The organism is Pedobacter yonginensis (assembly GCF_003173595.1).
Classification (GTDB): domain Bacteria; phylum Bacteroidota; class Bacteroidia; order Sphingobacteriales; family Sphingobacteriaceae; genus Pedobacter; species Pedobacter yonginense.
This window is the reverse complement of the sequence record NZ_QGNZ01000004.1, coordinates 32,659-49,527: the sequence shown is the minus strand read 5'-3', so window position 1 is coordinate 49,527 and position 16,869 is coordinate 32,659. Positions and strand designations below refer to the sequence as shown.

Genomic DNA, 16,869 nt, shown 5'->3' with positions numbered 1-16,869 from the left:
AGCAAACTAAGGCACAAAATGAAACAGGTATTTTTATTGATCATCTTTATTATATCCACTAAAAATGGTTTTGCTCAACAGGTAGTGTCAACGTCCGCGAATAAGAATAAAACCCCGAAGGAAATACCGGCTAATAAAACACAACAAATTGTTGTCTTAGATGGAATTCCGGATGAAGATGCCTGGAAGGATGCCGGTATGGCCACAAATTTTGTAGAATTCAGGCCAAGAGTTGGCCGAGCTGAAGACTACGCCTCCAGAACGGTTACTTACATTATGTATAATGAGGAAGGTATTTATTTTGGCGGTTACTGTTTTGAGCGATGTAGAGATAGCGTTGCTACTGAACTCAAAGGGAGAGATAAAACTGGAAATACGGACTATGTCTGCTTAATCTTAGATACTTACAGAGACAATTTAAACGGCTTTGAATATGTTTTAACCCCATTAAACGAGCAAATAGACGCCAAAGTGATCTTGGTAAATAATACCGTTAACGAAGATAACAGCTGGAACGCTGTTTGGCAAAGTGCAACAAATATTAGCGATAAAGGCTGGAGCTTTGAAATGTTTATACCATTTAGCGCCACAAGATTTAGCAAAAAAAACATTCAGGACTGGGGTTTGAACATGTTGCGAAAACGCCAGAAAAAACCAGCGCAATATTCATGGAATCCGATTAACCCAAGCCTTGTAAATAACTTTATGACCCAAGAAGGTTATTGGATGGGACTAAAGAACGTTAGTCCGCCCTTAAGGCTTCAGTTTTCTCCCTATCTTTCCACTAATTTAAACCATTACCCCACAAATATCACCGGAACGCGGAATTATAAAGCTCAGTTTAGTGGAGGGATGGATGTGAAGTATGGAATAAATTCTGCCTTCACCCTTGATGCCACATTGGTTCCTGACTTTGGCCAGGTGCAGAGCGATAACTTAGTGCTGAACACAACCCCTTTTGAAGTACGGAATAATGAATACAGAAGCTTTTTTACAGAAGGAACAGAATTATTTACCAAAGGAGACTTTTTTTATTCACGTAGAATTGGTGGGTTTCCCATTAAATATAATGAAGTTTCAGGCACTTTATCGCCTCAGGAAAAAATTTCCGAAAATCCATTAGAATCAAAGCTTTTAAACGCAATAAAGATTTCAGGCAGAACAAACAAAGGTCTTGGGATAGGCATTTTAAATGCCATAACCCAGACTCAATTTGCAACCGTCCGAGATACTATTTCGGGAACAGAAAGAAAGGTAGAAACAGATCCGTTAACCAATTATTCGGTAATTGTACTTGATAAAACTTTAAAAAACAATTCAAGCATCTCGCTATTAAATACCAATGTTTTACGGCGGGCAGGAAATTACGATGCCAATGTTATTGCTTTGCTTTTCGATCTTAATGACCACAAAAATATCTGGAATTTTGGTGGTAAGCTTGCCATGAGCAATCTGATTGATCATCTACCTGATGGAGAATCGAAAAATGGTTACAGCCATTTAATTTATCTGGGCAAAATTGCCGGTCGCTTTACTTATAATCTTTCGCAAACGCTTTTCGACAAAAAATATACCAATGCCGATTTAGGGTATTTCACAAATAATAACACTTTAGATCATAAGTTCCAATTTGGATATAAGTGGGTAGAACCTAAGCATTGGTACAATAATATGGCGCTTAATTTTACCGGAGTTTACAGTATGCTTTATGCTCCAATGGATAAGCAAAGCCAAAAAAATCAAAGAACCGATTTGCAGTTAACTTTTGATGCCCAAACCAAAAGCTTTTACAACTTAAAGGCCATAATCGGTTTCACCCCCGCTCGTAATGATTTCTACGAACCACGCCGGATAGGTTATTATTTCAAGAGAGAAAATATCTTTGATTTGAATGCCTCTGTTACCAGCAATCAAACCAAAAAATATACTTTCCGCGTAGGGGCAGATGTAAAACGCTATCAGGATTTTGACCATACGGAAATGATCAATCTTCAGCTAAAAAACGGGTATATTTTTAACAATAAGTTTTCGCTCGCACACGAACTTTATTACGATACCAGACACAATGATTACGGTTACACCACAATTGCAGCAAATTCGGAAATCATATTTGCAAAGCGGGATCAGCTCACCATAGAAAACATTTTAAATTTAAAGTACAGTTTTACGAATATGATGGGCATAACTTTTAGAGCGAGGCATTATATGAGTAAAATTACCAACCACCAGTACTATAGTCTTTTAACGGATGGCTGTCTTCGAGTTAATGTTTTTAATAGAGATTTAAATCGAAATGTAAATTTCTTCAATATAGATATGGTGTATACCTGGCAGTTTGCGCAAGGCAGTTTTATTAACCTAAGTTGGAAAAATTCTATTTCTACACTTTCTGATTTAACAGAGGATGATTACTTCTTCAACTTTGGAAATACACTTCGATCTAACCAAAACAATAATATCTCGCTAAAAGTTATTTACTTTTTGGATTATCTAACCTTCAAGAAAGCCAAGGGTAAATAGAAACCATTTTTGAGCATAATCTGTAACATGCTTATTTTCTTTTAGTCTTTAAAAGACCGAAGTGGTGCAAACCGAAGGGCTTGTCGGTTTTGTTCTATTTGATTTGGAGTAGGTTTATTAAGTTGGGTTCAGAAGAGTATGATATAATATGAAAGAATTATGAGTTATCAGCAAATTGCACCGCCAGCTAAAATTGCCAAATACATAAAATCTTTGTGGGTTTACCAATCAGAAGAATTAGGAGAGAACAATTTATTTCGACTCAGTGCTGATGGTTGCCCGGGACTTATTTTCCAGCACGATGATGCAGGTTTTTTTTATAAAGAAAATAAAAAATTACCAACAGCATTTTTGTATGGACAGGCAACTAAATTTTCTGAAATTCAACTGTATGGTAAATTCAATACAATCGGCATATATTTTCATCCTAACGCATTAAAATCTATTTTTGGTTTGGATGCACAGGAGCTTACGGATTCCTGTACAGCTATTTCTCAAATTAACTCGAAAAACCAAAATACATCAGAGCTGTTTCTAAATGCAAAATCAGTTAACAATCAGATCGAAATTGTCTGTAAATACCTTTCTCAACAGATTGATCAAAATAAGTTTAATAGGGCTTGCAGTACGGACTATGCCCTACAAGCGTTTGCCAGCGATGTTCAATCTAATTCATATCAACAAGTATTAAATAAACTTGCATTGACACAAAGAACCTTTGAGCGTAAATTTTTGCAACGGATCGGCATCTCTCCTCAATTATTTCTTAGAATCAGCCGCTTTCAGAAAAGTGTAGGAGAGCTAAAAAGCAAGCGTTATGAAAAACTTTCCGATATCGCATTTCGTAACGGATATTCGGATCAATCCCATTTCATTAGAAATTTTAAAGAATTTGCCGGAATATCCCCTAACCGTTTTAGGCAAGAACAAGAAATAGTTAAAAATCTATCTATATCAAAATATTAATGGTGGATGAGTTCATTTTAGACATTGTCGGTTTTTTACAATCCAAATTCAGGGTAGCTAAATACCTTTGAAGGTTAATTATTGTTCGCTTTTATATAAAGTTTACAATATCAAATAGCTATGGTAGCAGGGAATAGTCATTTCGGAAATATAAAAGACCTGGTTATGAGGTGCGTAATCCTAAACATTTCTGAATGGGAAGCATTTAAAGAGTCCTTTACCCTTATAAAAGTTCCGGCAAAAAAAATATTGCTGAAAAAGGGGCAAGTTGCCCATCATCTCTATTTTGTAAATCATGGGATCTTAAGGCTATATTATATCAATTCTAGAGGCGAAGATATAACCGCATTTTTTTTCAAAGAAAAACTTTTTGCAGGTAGTTATGAAAGTTTTATTTTACAAAAACCGAGTTTACAGCAAATAGAGGCCTTGGAAGATACCGAGTTGCTTAGCATAAGTTTCGATAAACTTCAGGAACTGTACAAGGAAATTCCAAAAATAAATATTTTAACGCGGGTAATAACCGAACAGCGGTTTATAACAGGACAAGAGATATTTTCCTCATTTATACTTAAAACGGCGGAGGAGAGATATGTTCTTTTTAGCGAAAAACATCCAGACCTGCTTTTAAGGGTTCCACTTCAATATGTTGCATCTTTTCTTGGGATGACTGCCGTTTCGTTAAGCAGGATTAGAAGGAGATTAATAAAGTCTAGTCTAATTTCTTAACAATTGTAAAGCAGTGCATAAATTTCTAAAGCTAATTTTACAGAAAAAAGCGATGAAAAAAATCAGAATTACAGCACTATTGCTAACATTGACATTTTGCACTATGACCAACTTAAAAGCCCAGCAAAAAAGCAAGCCGCATTTCGAAATAGAAGTCGATCCGATTGCGTATATCTTTAACGGTTATTCTGTTCATATAGGTTACCAAATTAATAAGCTGAGATTCGATGCAGGCTTTTTTGGGATTGACCAGCCTGATTTTGTTACCAGAAATGAAATTTTTAAAGATCGTTCGCAAGGATTTGGAATAAAGGCTGATTATTTTTTTAAGCCAAGAAAAGGTTTTTTCGCCGGCATTCAGGCTGACTATTCTACAGATAAAATTATTAAAAAAGATACCAAGACGAGTGTTATATCAAAAGGGGTTGTTGCAGGTTTGAGGGGTGGTTATCGATTTACTTTTACAGGGGTTGAAAAAGATCGTACAGGTTTCTACTTCAGTCCATGGCTTGCCGTTTTATATACTCCAAATGCGAAGGATATAAAGATAGAAGGCGAAACATTTAAACGGCCAAAAATATCGCTGTTTCCTACTGTACATTTCGGTTATAGCTTTTAAGGATAGCATTCATTTATATGTAGTTGTTTATCGATTTATGCGGATCAGGCGATTGCCGTTAATTAGAACAAGATAGTACGTGATTTTTATATCCTCTAAAATCTTCCAAAAACGTCCACAAAAGTGTTTTTGCGGGCTCTCGTTGAAAATTGTATGTATGGATACACTTAGCAGTTTGCCAACGCAAGGACAAGTTCAACGTGATCCAGTTGAGTATACCGGTAGGCATTCATTAATTCTTTAAACCAAGGTAGACTTAATAGATTATCCCAGTTGTTCCGCTGCGGTCGTTATCATAAAAAAATGTAGTAGTCGGACTGGGCAGTAAGCAGCGTGATCTATCAGCGCTACCCTGCCCTTTCTCCAGGAAGGCATCTTGATCTGGGATATTTCATCAAAGTATACCCTTTCCCATCTGTCCATTGTTTCTAAAATTTTCGGGACCTCCCATCCACTGACCGCAAATGTCCCACGATATTTTTTGTTCGTTAAGGTGTCCGCTAAGTATAGACCAGCCTATGGATCTGAACTTTAGCAACGAATTTCGTGTCGCTAAATGTGGTCATTTTATGAGCCCAGCTATATCAATCCCCGAATCAGCTCCTGCCGGGTATCCCCTCCCCTAAGCACGGCAAAATAGAACCCAAAATAATGGTAAAAACTGTGCTCCCGACAAAATCAGTTTTGAACACCGGAATGTACATCATCTGCACCAAATCAGATCAAAATCAAGGTGTGCCCAGTTTTCAAAAAAAATTGCATACCTGATACTCATCCAGTGCTATGGATTATTGTTAATTTTTAATCTTTAAAAGAATTTATATTTATCGCATTTCTTTCTGAACAACGGCGATAGTATCCTTGGAATAGATACCTGATCGTTATCATCAAAAAACTTTTTTAGAGAAACTAATTCAAAATCAAAACTTGATTGAAGATTTATAAAATCTGATATAAGATGATTAAAACACGTCACAATCTGCATTCTTCCGCGGAACTAAACCTAGCTTTTGAATCATTGTATTGTTTAAATGGATGCAATTCGTCTATGTAAACGTGGCTTTCTGCTTTAGTGCATTTGTTTATTTCTCTAAAAACTTCATCTAGGTTCTCAATATGTTCTAGCACAAGACTGAATGTTATTAAATCATATTTCTGAGTAGCAAAATCCCATCTGTTTGTGATATCTGAATGTTCAAAAACAACATTATTGCTTAGAATTTTACTTTTTGCATTTTCCAGCATTTCTTTTGAAAAATCAACTGACAAAATATGATTACAATTATCCTGAAGCCAAACTGTGTTTTTTCAAGTACCGCACCCGATTTCTAAGCAGTTTTCAAACTTTATATCTTTAAAATTTCCTTTAAGGCTAATCCTTCTAAATCTCTGGTTTTGTTTTCATCAGACTCATACTGGTTTGCACATGGTCATATGCTTGTTTTACTTTCATTTTTTTAATAGACTTATTCATGTAATATTTCTATATACCCTTCAGTTCCATTTAGACGTATTTTTTGACCCTCCTTAATGATTTTAGTAGCGTCATCAACTCCAACAACAGCGGGTAAACCGTACTCACGGGCGATAACTGCCCCGTGGGTCATCACTCCTCCTACCTCAGTAACCACTCCCTTTACGGATAGAAATAACGGTGTCCAACTTGGATCTGTAAACGTAGTAATTAAAATATCGCCTTCTTCTAAATCTGCATCTTCCATTTTCATTATCACACGAGCCCTTCCCTCAATTATTCCTGAAGAAACAGCCAAACCTACGATGGCTCCAATTGGGAGGTTTTCCCTATTGTAATTTCCGTTAATAATTTCGCCATCCGAAGTAATTACCCTTGGTGGACTTAATTTTTGAAATGCTTTATACTCTTCTTTGCGTTTGATGATAACTTCATAATTTAGTTTTTTGGCTAGAACTACTCCTTTCAATTCTTCAAAATTCAAATAGTAAACATCTTCTTTTTCATGAATAATCCTTTCTTGTAGAAGCTTCTCAGCTTCTCTTAAAATAGCCTGTTTGTAAATCATGTAACGACTAATTATGGCATACTTAGGATATTCACGATAACCGGCGTAATGCCGAACTAAATCTATCATTTGTTTTGTTTCCTTTGCTTTTTGCTCGCCTTCAGACATTAACCTTAATTTTTTTAGGAGGTCTTGTTCTTTTTTAAAAGATTCTTGACGTCCTTTCTCAAATTTTTCAATGCCCACATTATCCTTGAAATTCTTGATATTGTTAAGAATAAGAGGAACAAGAATTATTGGTTTTTCCGCCCATCGATTGTTTGTAATGTCTATTTCACCAGCACACCTCATTCCATATTTTTCGAGATAAGAATTTATTGCTTCATAAGCTTCGATTCCTCCGTTTAAATGCACTATTTCGTCTAAGAAATTATCTTTTTTAGTATTTTGTAAATACTTAATCACTTCTGGGTAAGGACGAATTACATCCGCAACTTCTAATAAATCTATGCCCATTTCAGAGGTAATATTGTTTGGGACAGATTGGGAAATAACGTCTGCTACATTTTTCTCACCCAGCCATTCATACATTTTTTCGTTAATCCAGGCTGATGCATTCATCCCGGTCATAATTACCTCAAAACTTTGTGGGTTAGTTGTATCCTTCTTTAATTGTACAATATCATCCAATATAAAATCAAATAAATCTGAACCCGATTTCTCAAGAATATTTTGCTTTAATGCTCTTAATGAAGATTCACAAACCTTAATTAAATCTGAAACGATTGTAGGATGATAATTGTTAAGAGCTTGGTAATTGGGAAGCGAAACAGGCTTTTGATCTGAGGCTGATTCGGGCTTACTATCGGGCAATAATTCTATGAAATCTCCGCGATTGATAATGGTTATAAGCGCATCTTTAAATAGTGGATCAAATTTTCCTAAAGTATTTAATACAGTGTCTCTGCTACTGGGCGAAGCGAGCATAGGTGTAACATCAACAAATAATCTCCCACCTGCTACACGAGTGTTTTGAGGTGTCATTAATAACCAAAAAGATGACCCTAATGGTTTCATAGCATCTGTCATCATCTGCTGATGACCAACAGAGATATAGATATGATTCTTTTGATCGATAGCTTGAGGGACTGGATATAGTGTAGTGATTGGCCGACTTTGAACTATATAAAAAGTATCGTCTGCGAAACACCATTCAATATCTTGTGGACATCCAAAGTGTTTTTCTATAGTTCTGCCAAGAGAAGCTAACTTCAAAACCTGTGTCTCTGTTAGCACTTGAATATCCTGTCGTTCAGCTTCCACATTAAATTTCTCTACACCACCATTTTTTAAGGGATAAATTTCAACTTTTTTACTGGAAATGCTCCTATCAATTAACTCTCCATCCCTTATTTTGTAATTGTCAGCATTAACTAACCCAGAAACCAGCGCCTCACCCAATCCAAAACTAGCATCAATAGATATAATTTTTCTATTTGAATTGATAGGATCGGCAGTGAACATGATTCCAGCCACATCTGAAAAAATCATTTTCTGAACAATAACAGACAAATGCACTTTTCGATGGTCAAATCCATTTTTAATCCGATAGATGACAGCTCTCTCAGTAAACAGAGATGCCCAACAATCACTTATACGCTTTAATATTTTGTCAATTCCTATTACATTTAAGTAGGTATCTTGTTGCCCTGCAAAAGAAGCGGTAGGTAAATCTTCTGCCGTAGCACTAGAACGTACTGCGTAAGCATTTTCTTTACCGAGATTTTCAACTTGTATTGTAACTTCTTCAATTATATCTTTTGGTAAGAATTTGATACTGAAAGCCCTACGAATATCACTGCTAAGTTCCCTAATTTTGTCCCGGTCTTCGGTTTTTAGAAGACATAAATCCTCAATAAATTCTTTAATTAAAGGAGTTTCCTTGATAATTTTTCTAAATGCTTCTGTTGAAACACAGAAACCATCCGGCACAAGCACACCCTTAATTTTTTTTAGTTCTCCCAAGTTGGCGCCTTTACCGCCTACTTTTTCGATATAATTTTTATTTACTTTTTTGAGATCAAGAATGTATGTATTCATTTGATGTATGTAATAAAATGATTAACTTTTGATAATTATTGATTCTGATACAATTAATAATTACCGTTGCCTATTGTCAACTTCAGTTGAGTATTTTTATGTATATGCGATTTGGTATTTATACCATAGAATGAATAGAAATATTATTATCCTCTGTTAATATTTCCTATTACTCTTTTGCTGATTTCAATACTTTTTAAAAAGTAAGTCTCAATAACTTTAACTTCATCTTCAGAAAATGAGGTAATTAATTTTTCAGACTCAATCCGGAATTCTTGATAAAGTGGTTGAAATAACAACATTATTTTTTCTATGTCTGGAACTATAACAACTTTCCGTCTGTCATTCTTTTCAAACTGTCGTTTTACCAATTCTCTTTTTTCAAACCTGTCTATCAAACCAGTAGTTGCTCCTGTTGTAAGCCCGGTAATAGTTGCCAATTCTCCTGCTGTCATCTTGCCTTTTTCAATAAAAAAACCTAAGTATTTACTATCCGTTCCTGATAACCCAGCTTTTTTTGCAATAGTTTCATGCATTTGTAATGAAGTGTAAGCATAGTTTTGAATAAGCTTCCTTATGTTATTAATGAGTTCTTTATTCATTTAAATATCTTATTTACTAATTATCTTAGTTACAAAGATAAATAATTTTTGCTAATTTTGGAACAAAGTTTTAAAAAACGAATAAAAATAAGTTAACCTTATATTAGAATATTGTAAAAAACCACCATTTTAACACCTTGATAATGAGATGTTTTATAGCTCTAATCTATTTCAGTTTATACAATTCAATAAAAATCATTGTTTTTTTGTAAGTTCACTTACTTTGTAAACTAAAACAACAGCGAAGGCAGAGATTCCTATAACTAAATAGCCCAGTATATCAAAATTTTGAAGAGGACTTTTAGTTGTAGATTGAAATACTACGGTACTCGCTAAAACTACTCCTAATCCTCCTGCCATTTGTTGCAATGATGTAGAGACACTCATGTATGCCCCACGATTTTCTTGTTTAGGTATCATAGAGTTAATTGCCTGAAATGGCCCCATCCTGCTCATTATAGCAGCAAATATGAAAACATTCATAATTAACACAACCCAAAGAGGAACAATCGGCAATTGAGTATAAATAGGAACTATGATGATGGTCAAAAAAGAACCTATTAAGAAAATTTTAAACTTATCAAATCTGTCGGATAATTTACCCACCAATGGCATAATAAAAAAAGCTGATGTACCAGTAACTAAGAATATGATTGGCACATCATCATTACTGAGATGAATATTATTTATCAAAAAAATACTGATAAAAGGCTGGAGCATCATTCCCATTCCGAGCAATATGGTTGCTGAGAATCCAATTTGATGTCGTCGAACCTTTAATATATGCCATAAATGCAAGAACGGCTGTGCGTTCGATTCTTTATTTAGGTGTCCTTTAAGTGGTTTCAGTTTGAAAAAAACTGCTATTTGCACTAAGATTGAAAGAATTACAATCAAATAAAACGTGTACTGCCATCCTAACCTATTTGCTATAAATAACCCTAAGGGAATTCCTAAAATTTGACTTGCTGCAAATGCCATTTGGACAGTGCTCATGGCTCTACCTCTTTGATTTGGAGTAAATATATCCGAAATAATGGTCATTATTATAGACCCTATTACCCCGCCAAACCCGCCGGTAATTATTCGAGCTATTAATAATGTGTTGTAAGAATATGCACAGGCACAAAATATAGTTCCAATAATAAAACCCGTAGAGAAAAAAAGCAATGTTTTTTTCCTGTCAAACTTGTCAATAAATCCAGCTGAAATAATTCCGGATGTAGCTGCACTGAATATATATGAAGAAACTACCAATCCAAATTCCTTTGTGGTAATTCCTAGACTTTTTGTTAGGATATATCCTATGGGCGAGATTATCATAAAATCTAAAATCACCGTAAATTGTAATAGAGCCAACACTATTAAAATACTTCTTTGATAACTGGTGAATTTTTCTAACGTAGATTGTTTTTTCATTATTGTTGAAGGAGATTTAGTACTTATTTTTGCAATTTGAGTGGACGATATTTTTTCGGTAAAAAGAAAGAAATTTCTCACGGCAGTTTTTAACACTCATTTCCACCATCATCTTTAAAAGATTTTCATGTATCATATTATGGGTACATTAAATACCAATTAAGATTTAGTTTTATTCCTTCACATATCTAGCGTAATTAGATTTGTATCCCAATAAATAACCAAATGGGGCAAGTAATAAAAATAAAAACTGCTGTATTATGAAAGGTGGATTTTTAAGCCGAAATACTTTATTGTATCTATTTGCTATTAAAGCTACCTGCAGAATATTTGGTAATATCTTTTTATTTATTTTTCCCTCCGCTACAAGACCAAAAGTTGTTTCAAGTAAGTGTTCGGTATTCATCGCAGGTTCGACTTTCCAATTAACTATCGCTATTTCATTAGTATCATTCCACATTGCATGAACTTTATTTCTAGGGATATTTAATTTATCCCCCTTTTTGAGATCAAGTAAATGTCCTTCTAACTGTACCTTAAGGTTGCCTGATAAAATGATAAAGGTTTCCTCTTGGAAGGGATGGAAATGTCTGGCAGGTACTTTTGAATGAGCAGTATAGGTCGCTTCCATTTCCAGGAATTGACCATTTGTATCCCTCATTGTCTGAAGAAATCTTATAGTTTGACCAGAAATGGGATTTACTATTATTTTATCCCTAAATGCCATGGTCTATAAGGTCTATTGGTCTAGTTCCGTATTTAAATTCAGCCATACTTTACGCCCCTTTATTCCTTTAAAAATCTTCTATTCCCTATATAAAGTTCATCATCTTTTATAATTAATGACTCACCATCTGTTGTGAAAAAAATTCCCGGTTGATATTCGGTTACCTTTGTCATTCCTCCAAAGTCAGTATATAAAAATCCATTCTTGGTCAACACCTTAATCTCTTCTTTTTGCCCATTATTGTAACCCTTATAAAGACCACAGAATGATTCCCATTTAGGCTTTATTTTTCCCTTATTTTCATTTTTTTTGTCATTGAAAATGTAAAAGTCTGGATTGTTCCCATTTAGATTAATAAAGTATTTCGGATCTCCTCTTTCATCTAAAGAAAAAACATACTGGTCCCCCTCTTTGGAAAAAAATTCGGTTTTGCTCTTCGCGAACAATCTGACTATATAACCATTGAAGTCTATCGACAATCCTCTTTTTTCGTTGATAACACTAATCAATCTCCGATTTGTCTTGTAAGTGCCTTCTAGTTTGCTAAGATAGTCCGCTGGTAGCTTTAGGGTATCAATCTGTTTATCAATGTAGGAAGCAGGCAACTTTCCTAATCTGAGTTTTATCATTTCATTCATAGCGGTAGAAAAGATTTCATCAGAGAATGATGAGCCAAAACCATCATTTGTCAATATCACTACACCTATTTTGTATTGCGGAATCCATCCCTGTATTGCTCTGTATCCGTATCCTCCGCCTGCATGTTGAACTAATGTAGCGCCATGATATGGCTTGACTCTAACACCCAAACCATAACCACTGCTTTGATTCTTCAACGGATATTGAACGGAATACATTTGGGAGTGAAGCTCAGACGAAATTAAGGGGTCCTTTCCCAGTTTACAGTCATTAAGATGAAATGAAATAAATTTCGCCATTTCGTTCACATTTGAATATAATCCACCACCAGCAAGATCGGCTATATAGGTTTTGGGAAGCTCCTCACTCTCAATATATCCCTTGGCAAAATTTCCCGTGTTGTAAACCTGCTGTTGGTCATACGTACTATTTTTCATTCCAAGAGGTGTAAATAGTGTTTTGTTCATATAATCTGGAAAGGTCATGTTAGATTGCTTGGAAAGCACGTAGCCAACAAGATCGAAACCCATGTTGGAGTAACTGTAAAATTTACCAACCGGAAACCTTAACCACGAGTCATTCATACTTTCGACATGTTTCTCAAAAGAGTAATGGACCGTATCATAATTGTTTCCCAGTGGAGCTTCCTGAAGAAGACCTGCCCTATGGCTTAATAAGTGCCTAAAGGTAATTTTTGGTACTTCTTGAGTTTTATACCTTGATTTTATCCTAAATGATGGATAATATTCTAAAAGTGGGTCATCAAGATTAATTCTATTATTTTCCACCGCTATTAAAAAGGCTGTCGCTGTAAACATTTTTGATATGGACTGAATGCTAAACATAGTCTCAGCATTAACTTTCCTCATTTTGCCCAAATCAGCATAACCAAATCCACTTGACCAAAGAACAGACTGGTCATCTACCAATGCAATAGCAGCCCCAACAACGTGGCTTTCTTCCATCTTCTTAATTATCAATGACTGCAAACCTTTAATCATTTCTTGGGAATTACCATTGCTCTTTGTGTCTTGGCAATATCCTAAAATTTTAAAGTGAAGTAATAGGAGCATAATTATCGTTGATTTCATTCTAACTCAGTATTTATAACTATTAAATTCAATTTCTTAATTATTTCTTATCATATTCTGAACAATCGTAGACTACTGTCATTCTTTAGCTCTAGAGAAATTATAATTTTTTTTTATTCTGTCCATATACCATGTTTGAATAATTGAAACCATTTTTCAATTTCTATTTTATCATATAGCTTTAAAGTTTTAAAAATTTCACGTGGGAATTCAATGGGCGCTATGCCGTTTGCAGTAATAATATTGTTGTCTGTAACTGCGAGCTCATCTTTATAATTGTTCGACCCACTGTAATTTACAGCGAAATTTTGAAGATAAAACAAAGCGTTACTTGTGTGTTCTGAATGATCCAAAAAGCCTTTACGAGCTACACGTTTATTAATCATTGGGTTTAAGATAAATTGATATTGAACGAATTTTTTTTTTTGCCAAACCTTTTACTAAGAAGTATCAATCCCGTTAAAGTTTTAATTTTTTCAAGTTTTCCTCAAAGAATTAATTAGTGCTGGGAGTCTGTCCAATTCCAGAGAGACACGAAGTGCATCACCATAATCGCGGGTGTGAATAAATTTTCCGTTTCCGAATCTTAATATAAGTAAAAAATTAAGGTTAAATATTCTACCAGTTTTTGATAATTTAACAATAGCCTTTTGCTCGGCTACGACTACTTCTGGATCATTGGTTTCAAAGTCTACAACATCTTTAATCTTTTCTCTAGTTACTGGAGCATTATCCCAAGCTTATTGGAAACCATTTCGAATTTGCATTTGTCCCATATATCGTTCAGGCCTTCCTGTAGTTAGCAGTGCGAATTCATAAATTGCATCAGTCGCATGTAAATTTGCTAAGTCATTTGCTGACAGGGTGATCATAGCAGAATGAAAATCTTTTAACGCCATGTGAACGCTATGAGCATTTTCTATATTTTTATTATCATTTTCCATGGTTACAATGCTTATAAATTATATCTCTTCCTATTACCCCGACTATATTCTATAACCCAACCAGGATACTCAGGCGACAGTTTACTTATTTCATTTATCTTCTTTAATTCAGAATCAGTTAAGTTAAGACTTGAAGATTTTATATTATCTTCAAGCTGTACTTTATTTTTTGCACCAATGATAATACTAGTAACTGCTTTTTGCTGTAACAACCAGGCTAGTGAAACTTGCGCTACTGATACGTTATGTGCATCAGCAATAGGTTTTAATACGTCAAGTATCATAAAGAGTTTCTCAAGATTTACAGGAGGATAATCAACTGTATTGCGACGACCTACATTTTTATCTAATTCTCTTTTATATTTACCGCTTAATAAACCACCGGCAAGCGGAGACCAAATTAATAATCCGAGCTGTTGATTATCTAATAATGGTATAATTTCTCTCTCAAGATCTCTTGCTGCTACTGTATAGTAGGCTTGTAATGCAACAAATTTTTCTAAATTTTTAAATTCTGAAAAAGATAATGCCATACTTAATCTCCAAGCAGGAAAATTGCTGGCTCCAATGTACCTGACCTTTCCACTTCTCACTAAATCATCCAAAACTCTTAAGGTTTCTTCTAAAGAGGTTGATGGATCGTGAGCATGAATTTGATAAAGATCAATATAATCGGTTTTAAGCCTTTTTAAACTTTTTTCAACTTCTACCAGAATATGTTTCCTTGATAACCCACAGTCATTTGGTCCTTTTCCCACACTCATTCTTACTTTTGTTGCAATAATTAATGAATCTCTTTGTAATCCTAAATTCTTTATCGATTTACCCAACATTTCCTCTGAACGGCCGTCTGAATAAGAATTGGCAGAGTCAAAAAAATTGATTCCAAAATCAACCGCAATTTTCACGAGGTTTTCAGCATCTAGTTCATTTAATCCACCAATACCTTTAAACTTAGTATGATCACCAAAAGTCATTGTACCTAAGCAAAACTCAGATACAAGTAAACCTGTTTGCCCCAATAAATTATACTCCATGCTCTTGTAGTTTATCTACTTTATTCCTTTTAAATAAAAGGAAGTTGCGTTTCGTTAAAGTACATGCCAAATATCCCGAAGCCTTAAATATTATATGGACATATTCTTCTCAAGAAACTAATTTTGTTTTTGATTTTGAAGTTCTCTGATTTCCGCATAACCGTCAAATTCATAAATGGGGCAAGTCCTCATAATTTCCACTGCATTTTCAAAATCAATTGAATTCAATAGCAAATACCCACCTACTATTTCTGTCCCATTCTTATAAATTTCGATCGTAACTATATCACCTTTTCCTTTGATCAACCTTCCCTCAAGTGTTAAACTACTGCCTCCACTCAAATGTCCTTTTTCTCCCAAAACAGAAAACCAACTTTTCCAATTCTCCTGATGTTTGGTGACGTCATCATTACCGTGTCTAATGCTCCTTCCATCAGGCTCTCTAAAAATTACAATGAATTTTTTCATTACTTTAACTTATTTTTCGATCGTTCCAACTTTATTTAAACATATATAACAACATATTACTGATGTACTCTTTTTGCATTTTCTACAATATCATCTCCTAATTCATCAATAAACTTCATGGATATGTGATGCCCCATTCCTTTTATGATGCGCAGTTCGGAATTAGCGATGCTTTTTGCAACATCTTCTCCTGCTATTAATGGAACCAAAGGGTCATCATCCCCATGAATTACCATTACAGGTAACTTAATCTTTGCCAACTCCGCTCTTCTATCACAGCGATCTGTAATTAAAATTGCTGCTGCTTGTCTAGCCGTTCCTTCGGGATACCAAGAGCGATGAATATGTTGCAAAGCTTCCTTCCTCAATGTTTGGTCATTATCAGTGCTTCCAAGGGATTTGTTTATAAAAACAAGATAGTTAGTGATACTATCAATATTATTGTTTGATGGAGGTGGTGTGCCCAAAGCTTTCAGCGTTGATTCATTTCCCCATGGCAAGGATGGATTCCCTGAAGTGGCAGCTATGCTAGTAAGCGTATATACCCTTTTTGGATAATCTACCGCAATCAATTGTGCAATAGCTCCTCCCATAGATACACCCGCAATATGGGCTTTATTAATCTTTAAAGCATCCATCAATCCAATAACATCGGTACACATATCTCGGATGGTATATGGTAATTGGGCAGGATTACATGTTGTAACAAAAGGGCCTATTTTAGCCCAATCTGGTTGACCAAGGGAATCCAAATGAGTTGATTTGCCACTATCCCTATTGTCGAACCTGATGACCCTATATCCGTTATGAACTAACTTTTGACATAATTCAACAGGCCAGTCAGTCATAGGTGCACCGGTTCCTTGGATGAGTATTATCGTCTCTTTATTTTTTTTCCCGAATGATTCATAGGCAATGGTAATCCCGTTGGTTTTTACAGATTTATCTTGTGCAGAACTATCAAAGTAACCTATTGCTAAACATCCTAATACAAATAATTTAATTGAAAATGTGCTCTTTCTCATT

At 34.8% G+C, this 16,869-nt stretch carries 14 protein-coding genes and 1 pseudogene; 4 read left to right on the top strand and 11 right to left on the bottom strand.

Annotated elements, in window-relative coordinates; all coding sequences use genetic code 11:
- Positions 1 to 18: 18 nt before the first annotated feature.
- From DHW03_RS15115 to DHW03_RS15100, 4 genes are all read left to right on the top strand, one after another.
- On the top strand, positions 19 to 2,520 hold the full coding sequence (locus tag DHW03_RS15115) for a DUF5916 domain-containing protein (protein ID WP_109926689.1): 2,502 nt from the start codon (positions 19 to 21) through the stop codon (positions 2,518 to 2,520).
- Positions 2,521 to 2,679: 159 nt separating this feature from the next.
- Positions 2,680 to 3,486, top strand: coding sequence for an AraC family transcriptional regulator (locus tag DHW03_RS15110; protein WP_109926688.1), 807 nt, complete (start codon positions 2,680 to 2,682; stop codon positions 3,484 to 3,486).
- A gap of 165 nt (positions 3,487 to 3,651) precedes the next feature.
- Positions 3,652 to 4,215, top strand: coding sequence for a Crp/Fnr family transcriptional regulator (locus tag DHW03_RS15105; RefSeq protein ID WP_165825435.1), 564 nt, complete (start codon positions 3,652 to 3,654; stop codon positions 4,213 to 4,215).
- A gap of 52 nt (positions 4,216 to 4,267) precedes the next feature.
- The gene (locus tag DHW03_RS15100; RefSeq protein WP_165825434.1) at positions 4,268 to 4,834 is read left to right on the top strand and encodes a hypothetical protein; all 567 of its coding nucleotides are present in this window, start codon (positions 4,268 to 4,270) and stop codon (positions 4,832 to 4,834) included.
- Between the two features lie 972 nt (positions 4,835 to 5,806).
- Here the strand turns inward: DHW03_RS15100 and DHW03_RS19450 are convergent.
- The 11 genes and pseudogenes from DHW03_RS19450 to DHW03_RS15045 form a co-directional block, all read right to left on the bottom strand.
- Positions 5,807 to 6,127, bottom strand: a pseudogene (locus tag DHW03_RS19450) (class I SAM-dependent methyltransferase); the annotation flags it as partial.
- A gap of 173 nt (positions 6,128 to 6,300) precedes the next feature.
- Complete coding sequence (ppsA, locus tag DHW03_RS15090; protein WP_109926685.1) at positions 6,301 to 8,916, bottom strand: phosphoenolpyruvate synthase; 2,616 nt, start codon at positions 8,914 to 8,916, stop codon at positions 6,301 to 6,303.
- A gap of 146 nt (positions 8,917 to 9,062) precedes the next feature.
- Positions 9,063 to 9,518 carry a MarR family winged helix-turn-helix transcriptional regulator gene (locus tag DHW03_RS15085; RefSeq protein ID WP_109926684.1) on the bottom strand — a complete coding sequence of 152 codons (456 nt, stop codon included), beginning with the start codon at positions 9,516 to 9,518 and terminating at the stop codon, positions 9,063 to 9,065.
- A 195-nt stretch (positions 9,519 to 9,713) separates the two neighbouring features.
- On the bottom strand, positions 9,714 to 10,937 hold the full coding sequence (locus DHW03_RS15080) for an MFS transporter (protein WP_109926683.1): 1,224 nt from the start codon (positions 10,935 to 10,937) through the stop codon (positions 9,714 to 9,716).
- Between the two features lie 172 nt (positions 10,938 to 11,109).
- Positions 11,110 to 11,664, bottom strand: a complete 555-nt coding sequence (locus DHW03_RS15075) for a cupin domain-containing protein (protein WP_109926682.1) — start codon at positions 11,662 to 11,664, stop codon at positions 11,110 to 11,112.
- A 59-nt stretch (positions 11,665 to 11,723) separates the two neighbouring features.
- Positions 11,724 to 13,394: a serine hydrolase domain-containing protein gene (locus DHW03_RS15070; protein WP_109926681.1), complete on the bottom strand. Its 1,671-nt coding sequence runs from the start codon at positions 13,392 to 13,394 to the stop codon at positions 11,724 to 11,726.
- 113 nt (positions 13,395 to 13,507) lie between these two features.
- Positions 13,508 to 13,780 (bottom strand): type 1 glutamine amidotransferase family protein, encoded by a 273-nt coding sequence (locus DHW03_RS15065; protein ID WP_109926680.1) that lies wholly within the window; start codon positions 13,778 to 13,780, stop codon positions 13,508 to 13,510.
- Positions 13,781 to 14,134: 354 nt separating this feature from the next.
- Complete coding sequence (locus DHW03_RS15060) at positions 14,135 to 14,338, bottom strand: hypothetical protein (protein WP_109926679.1); 204 nt, start codon at positions 14,336 to 14,338, stop codon at positions 14,135 to 14,137.
- A gap of 11 nt (positions 14,339 to 14,349) precedes the next feature.
- A complete protein-coding gene (locus DHW03_RS15055; protein WP_109926678.1) occupies positions 14,350 to 15,375 on the bottom strand; it encodes an aldo/keto reductase in 1,026 nt (341 codons plus the stop codon).
- Between the two features lie 117 nt (positions 15,376 to 15,492).
- A complete protein-coding gene (locus DHW03_RS15050) occupies positions 15,493 to 15,843 on the bottom strand; it encodes a YciI family protein (protein WP_109926677.1) in 351 nt (116 codons plus the stop codon).
- Positions 15,844 to 15,899: 56 nt separating this feature from the next.
- Positions 15,900 to 16,868, bottom strand: coding sequence for an alpha/beta fold hydrolase (locus tag DHW03_RS15045; protein ID WP_109926676.1), 969 nt, complete (start codon positions 16,866 to 16,868; stop codon positions 15,900 to 15,902).
- Position 16,869 lies beyond the last annotated feature (1 nt).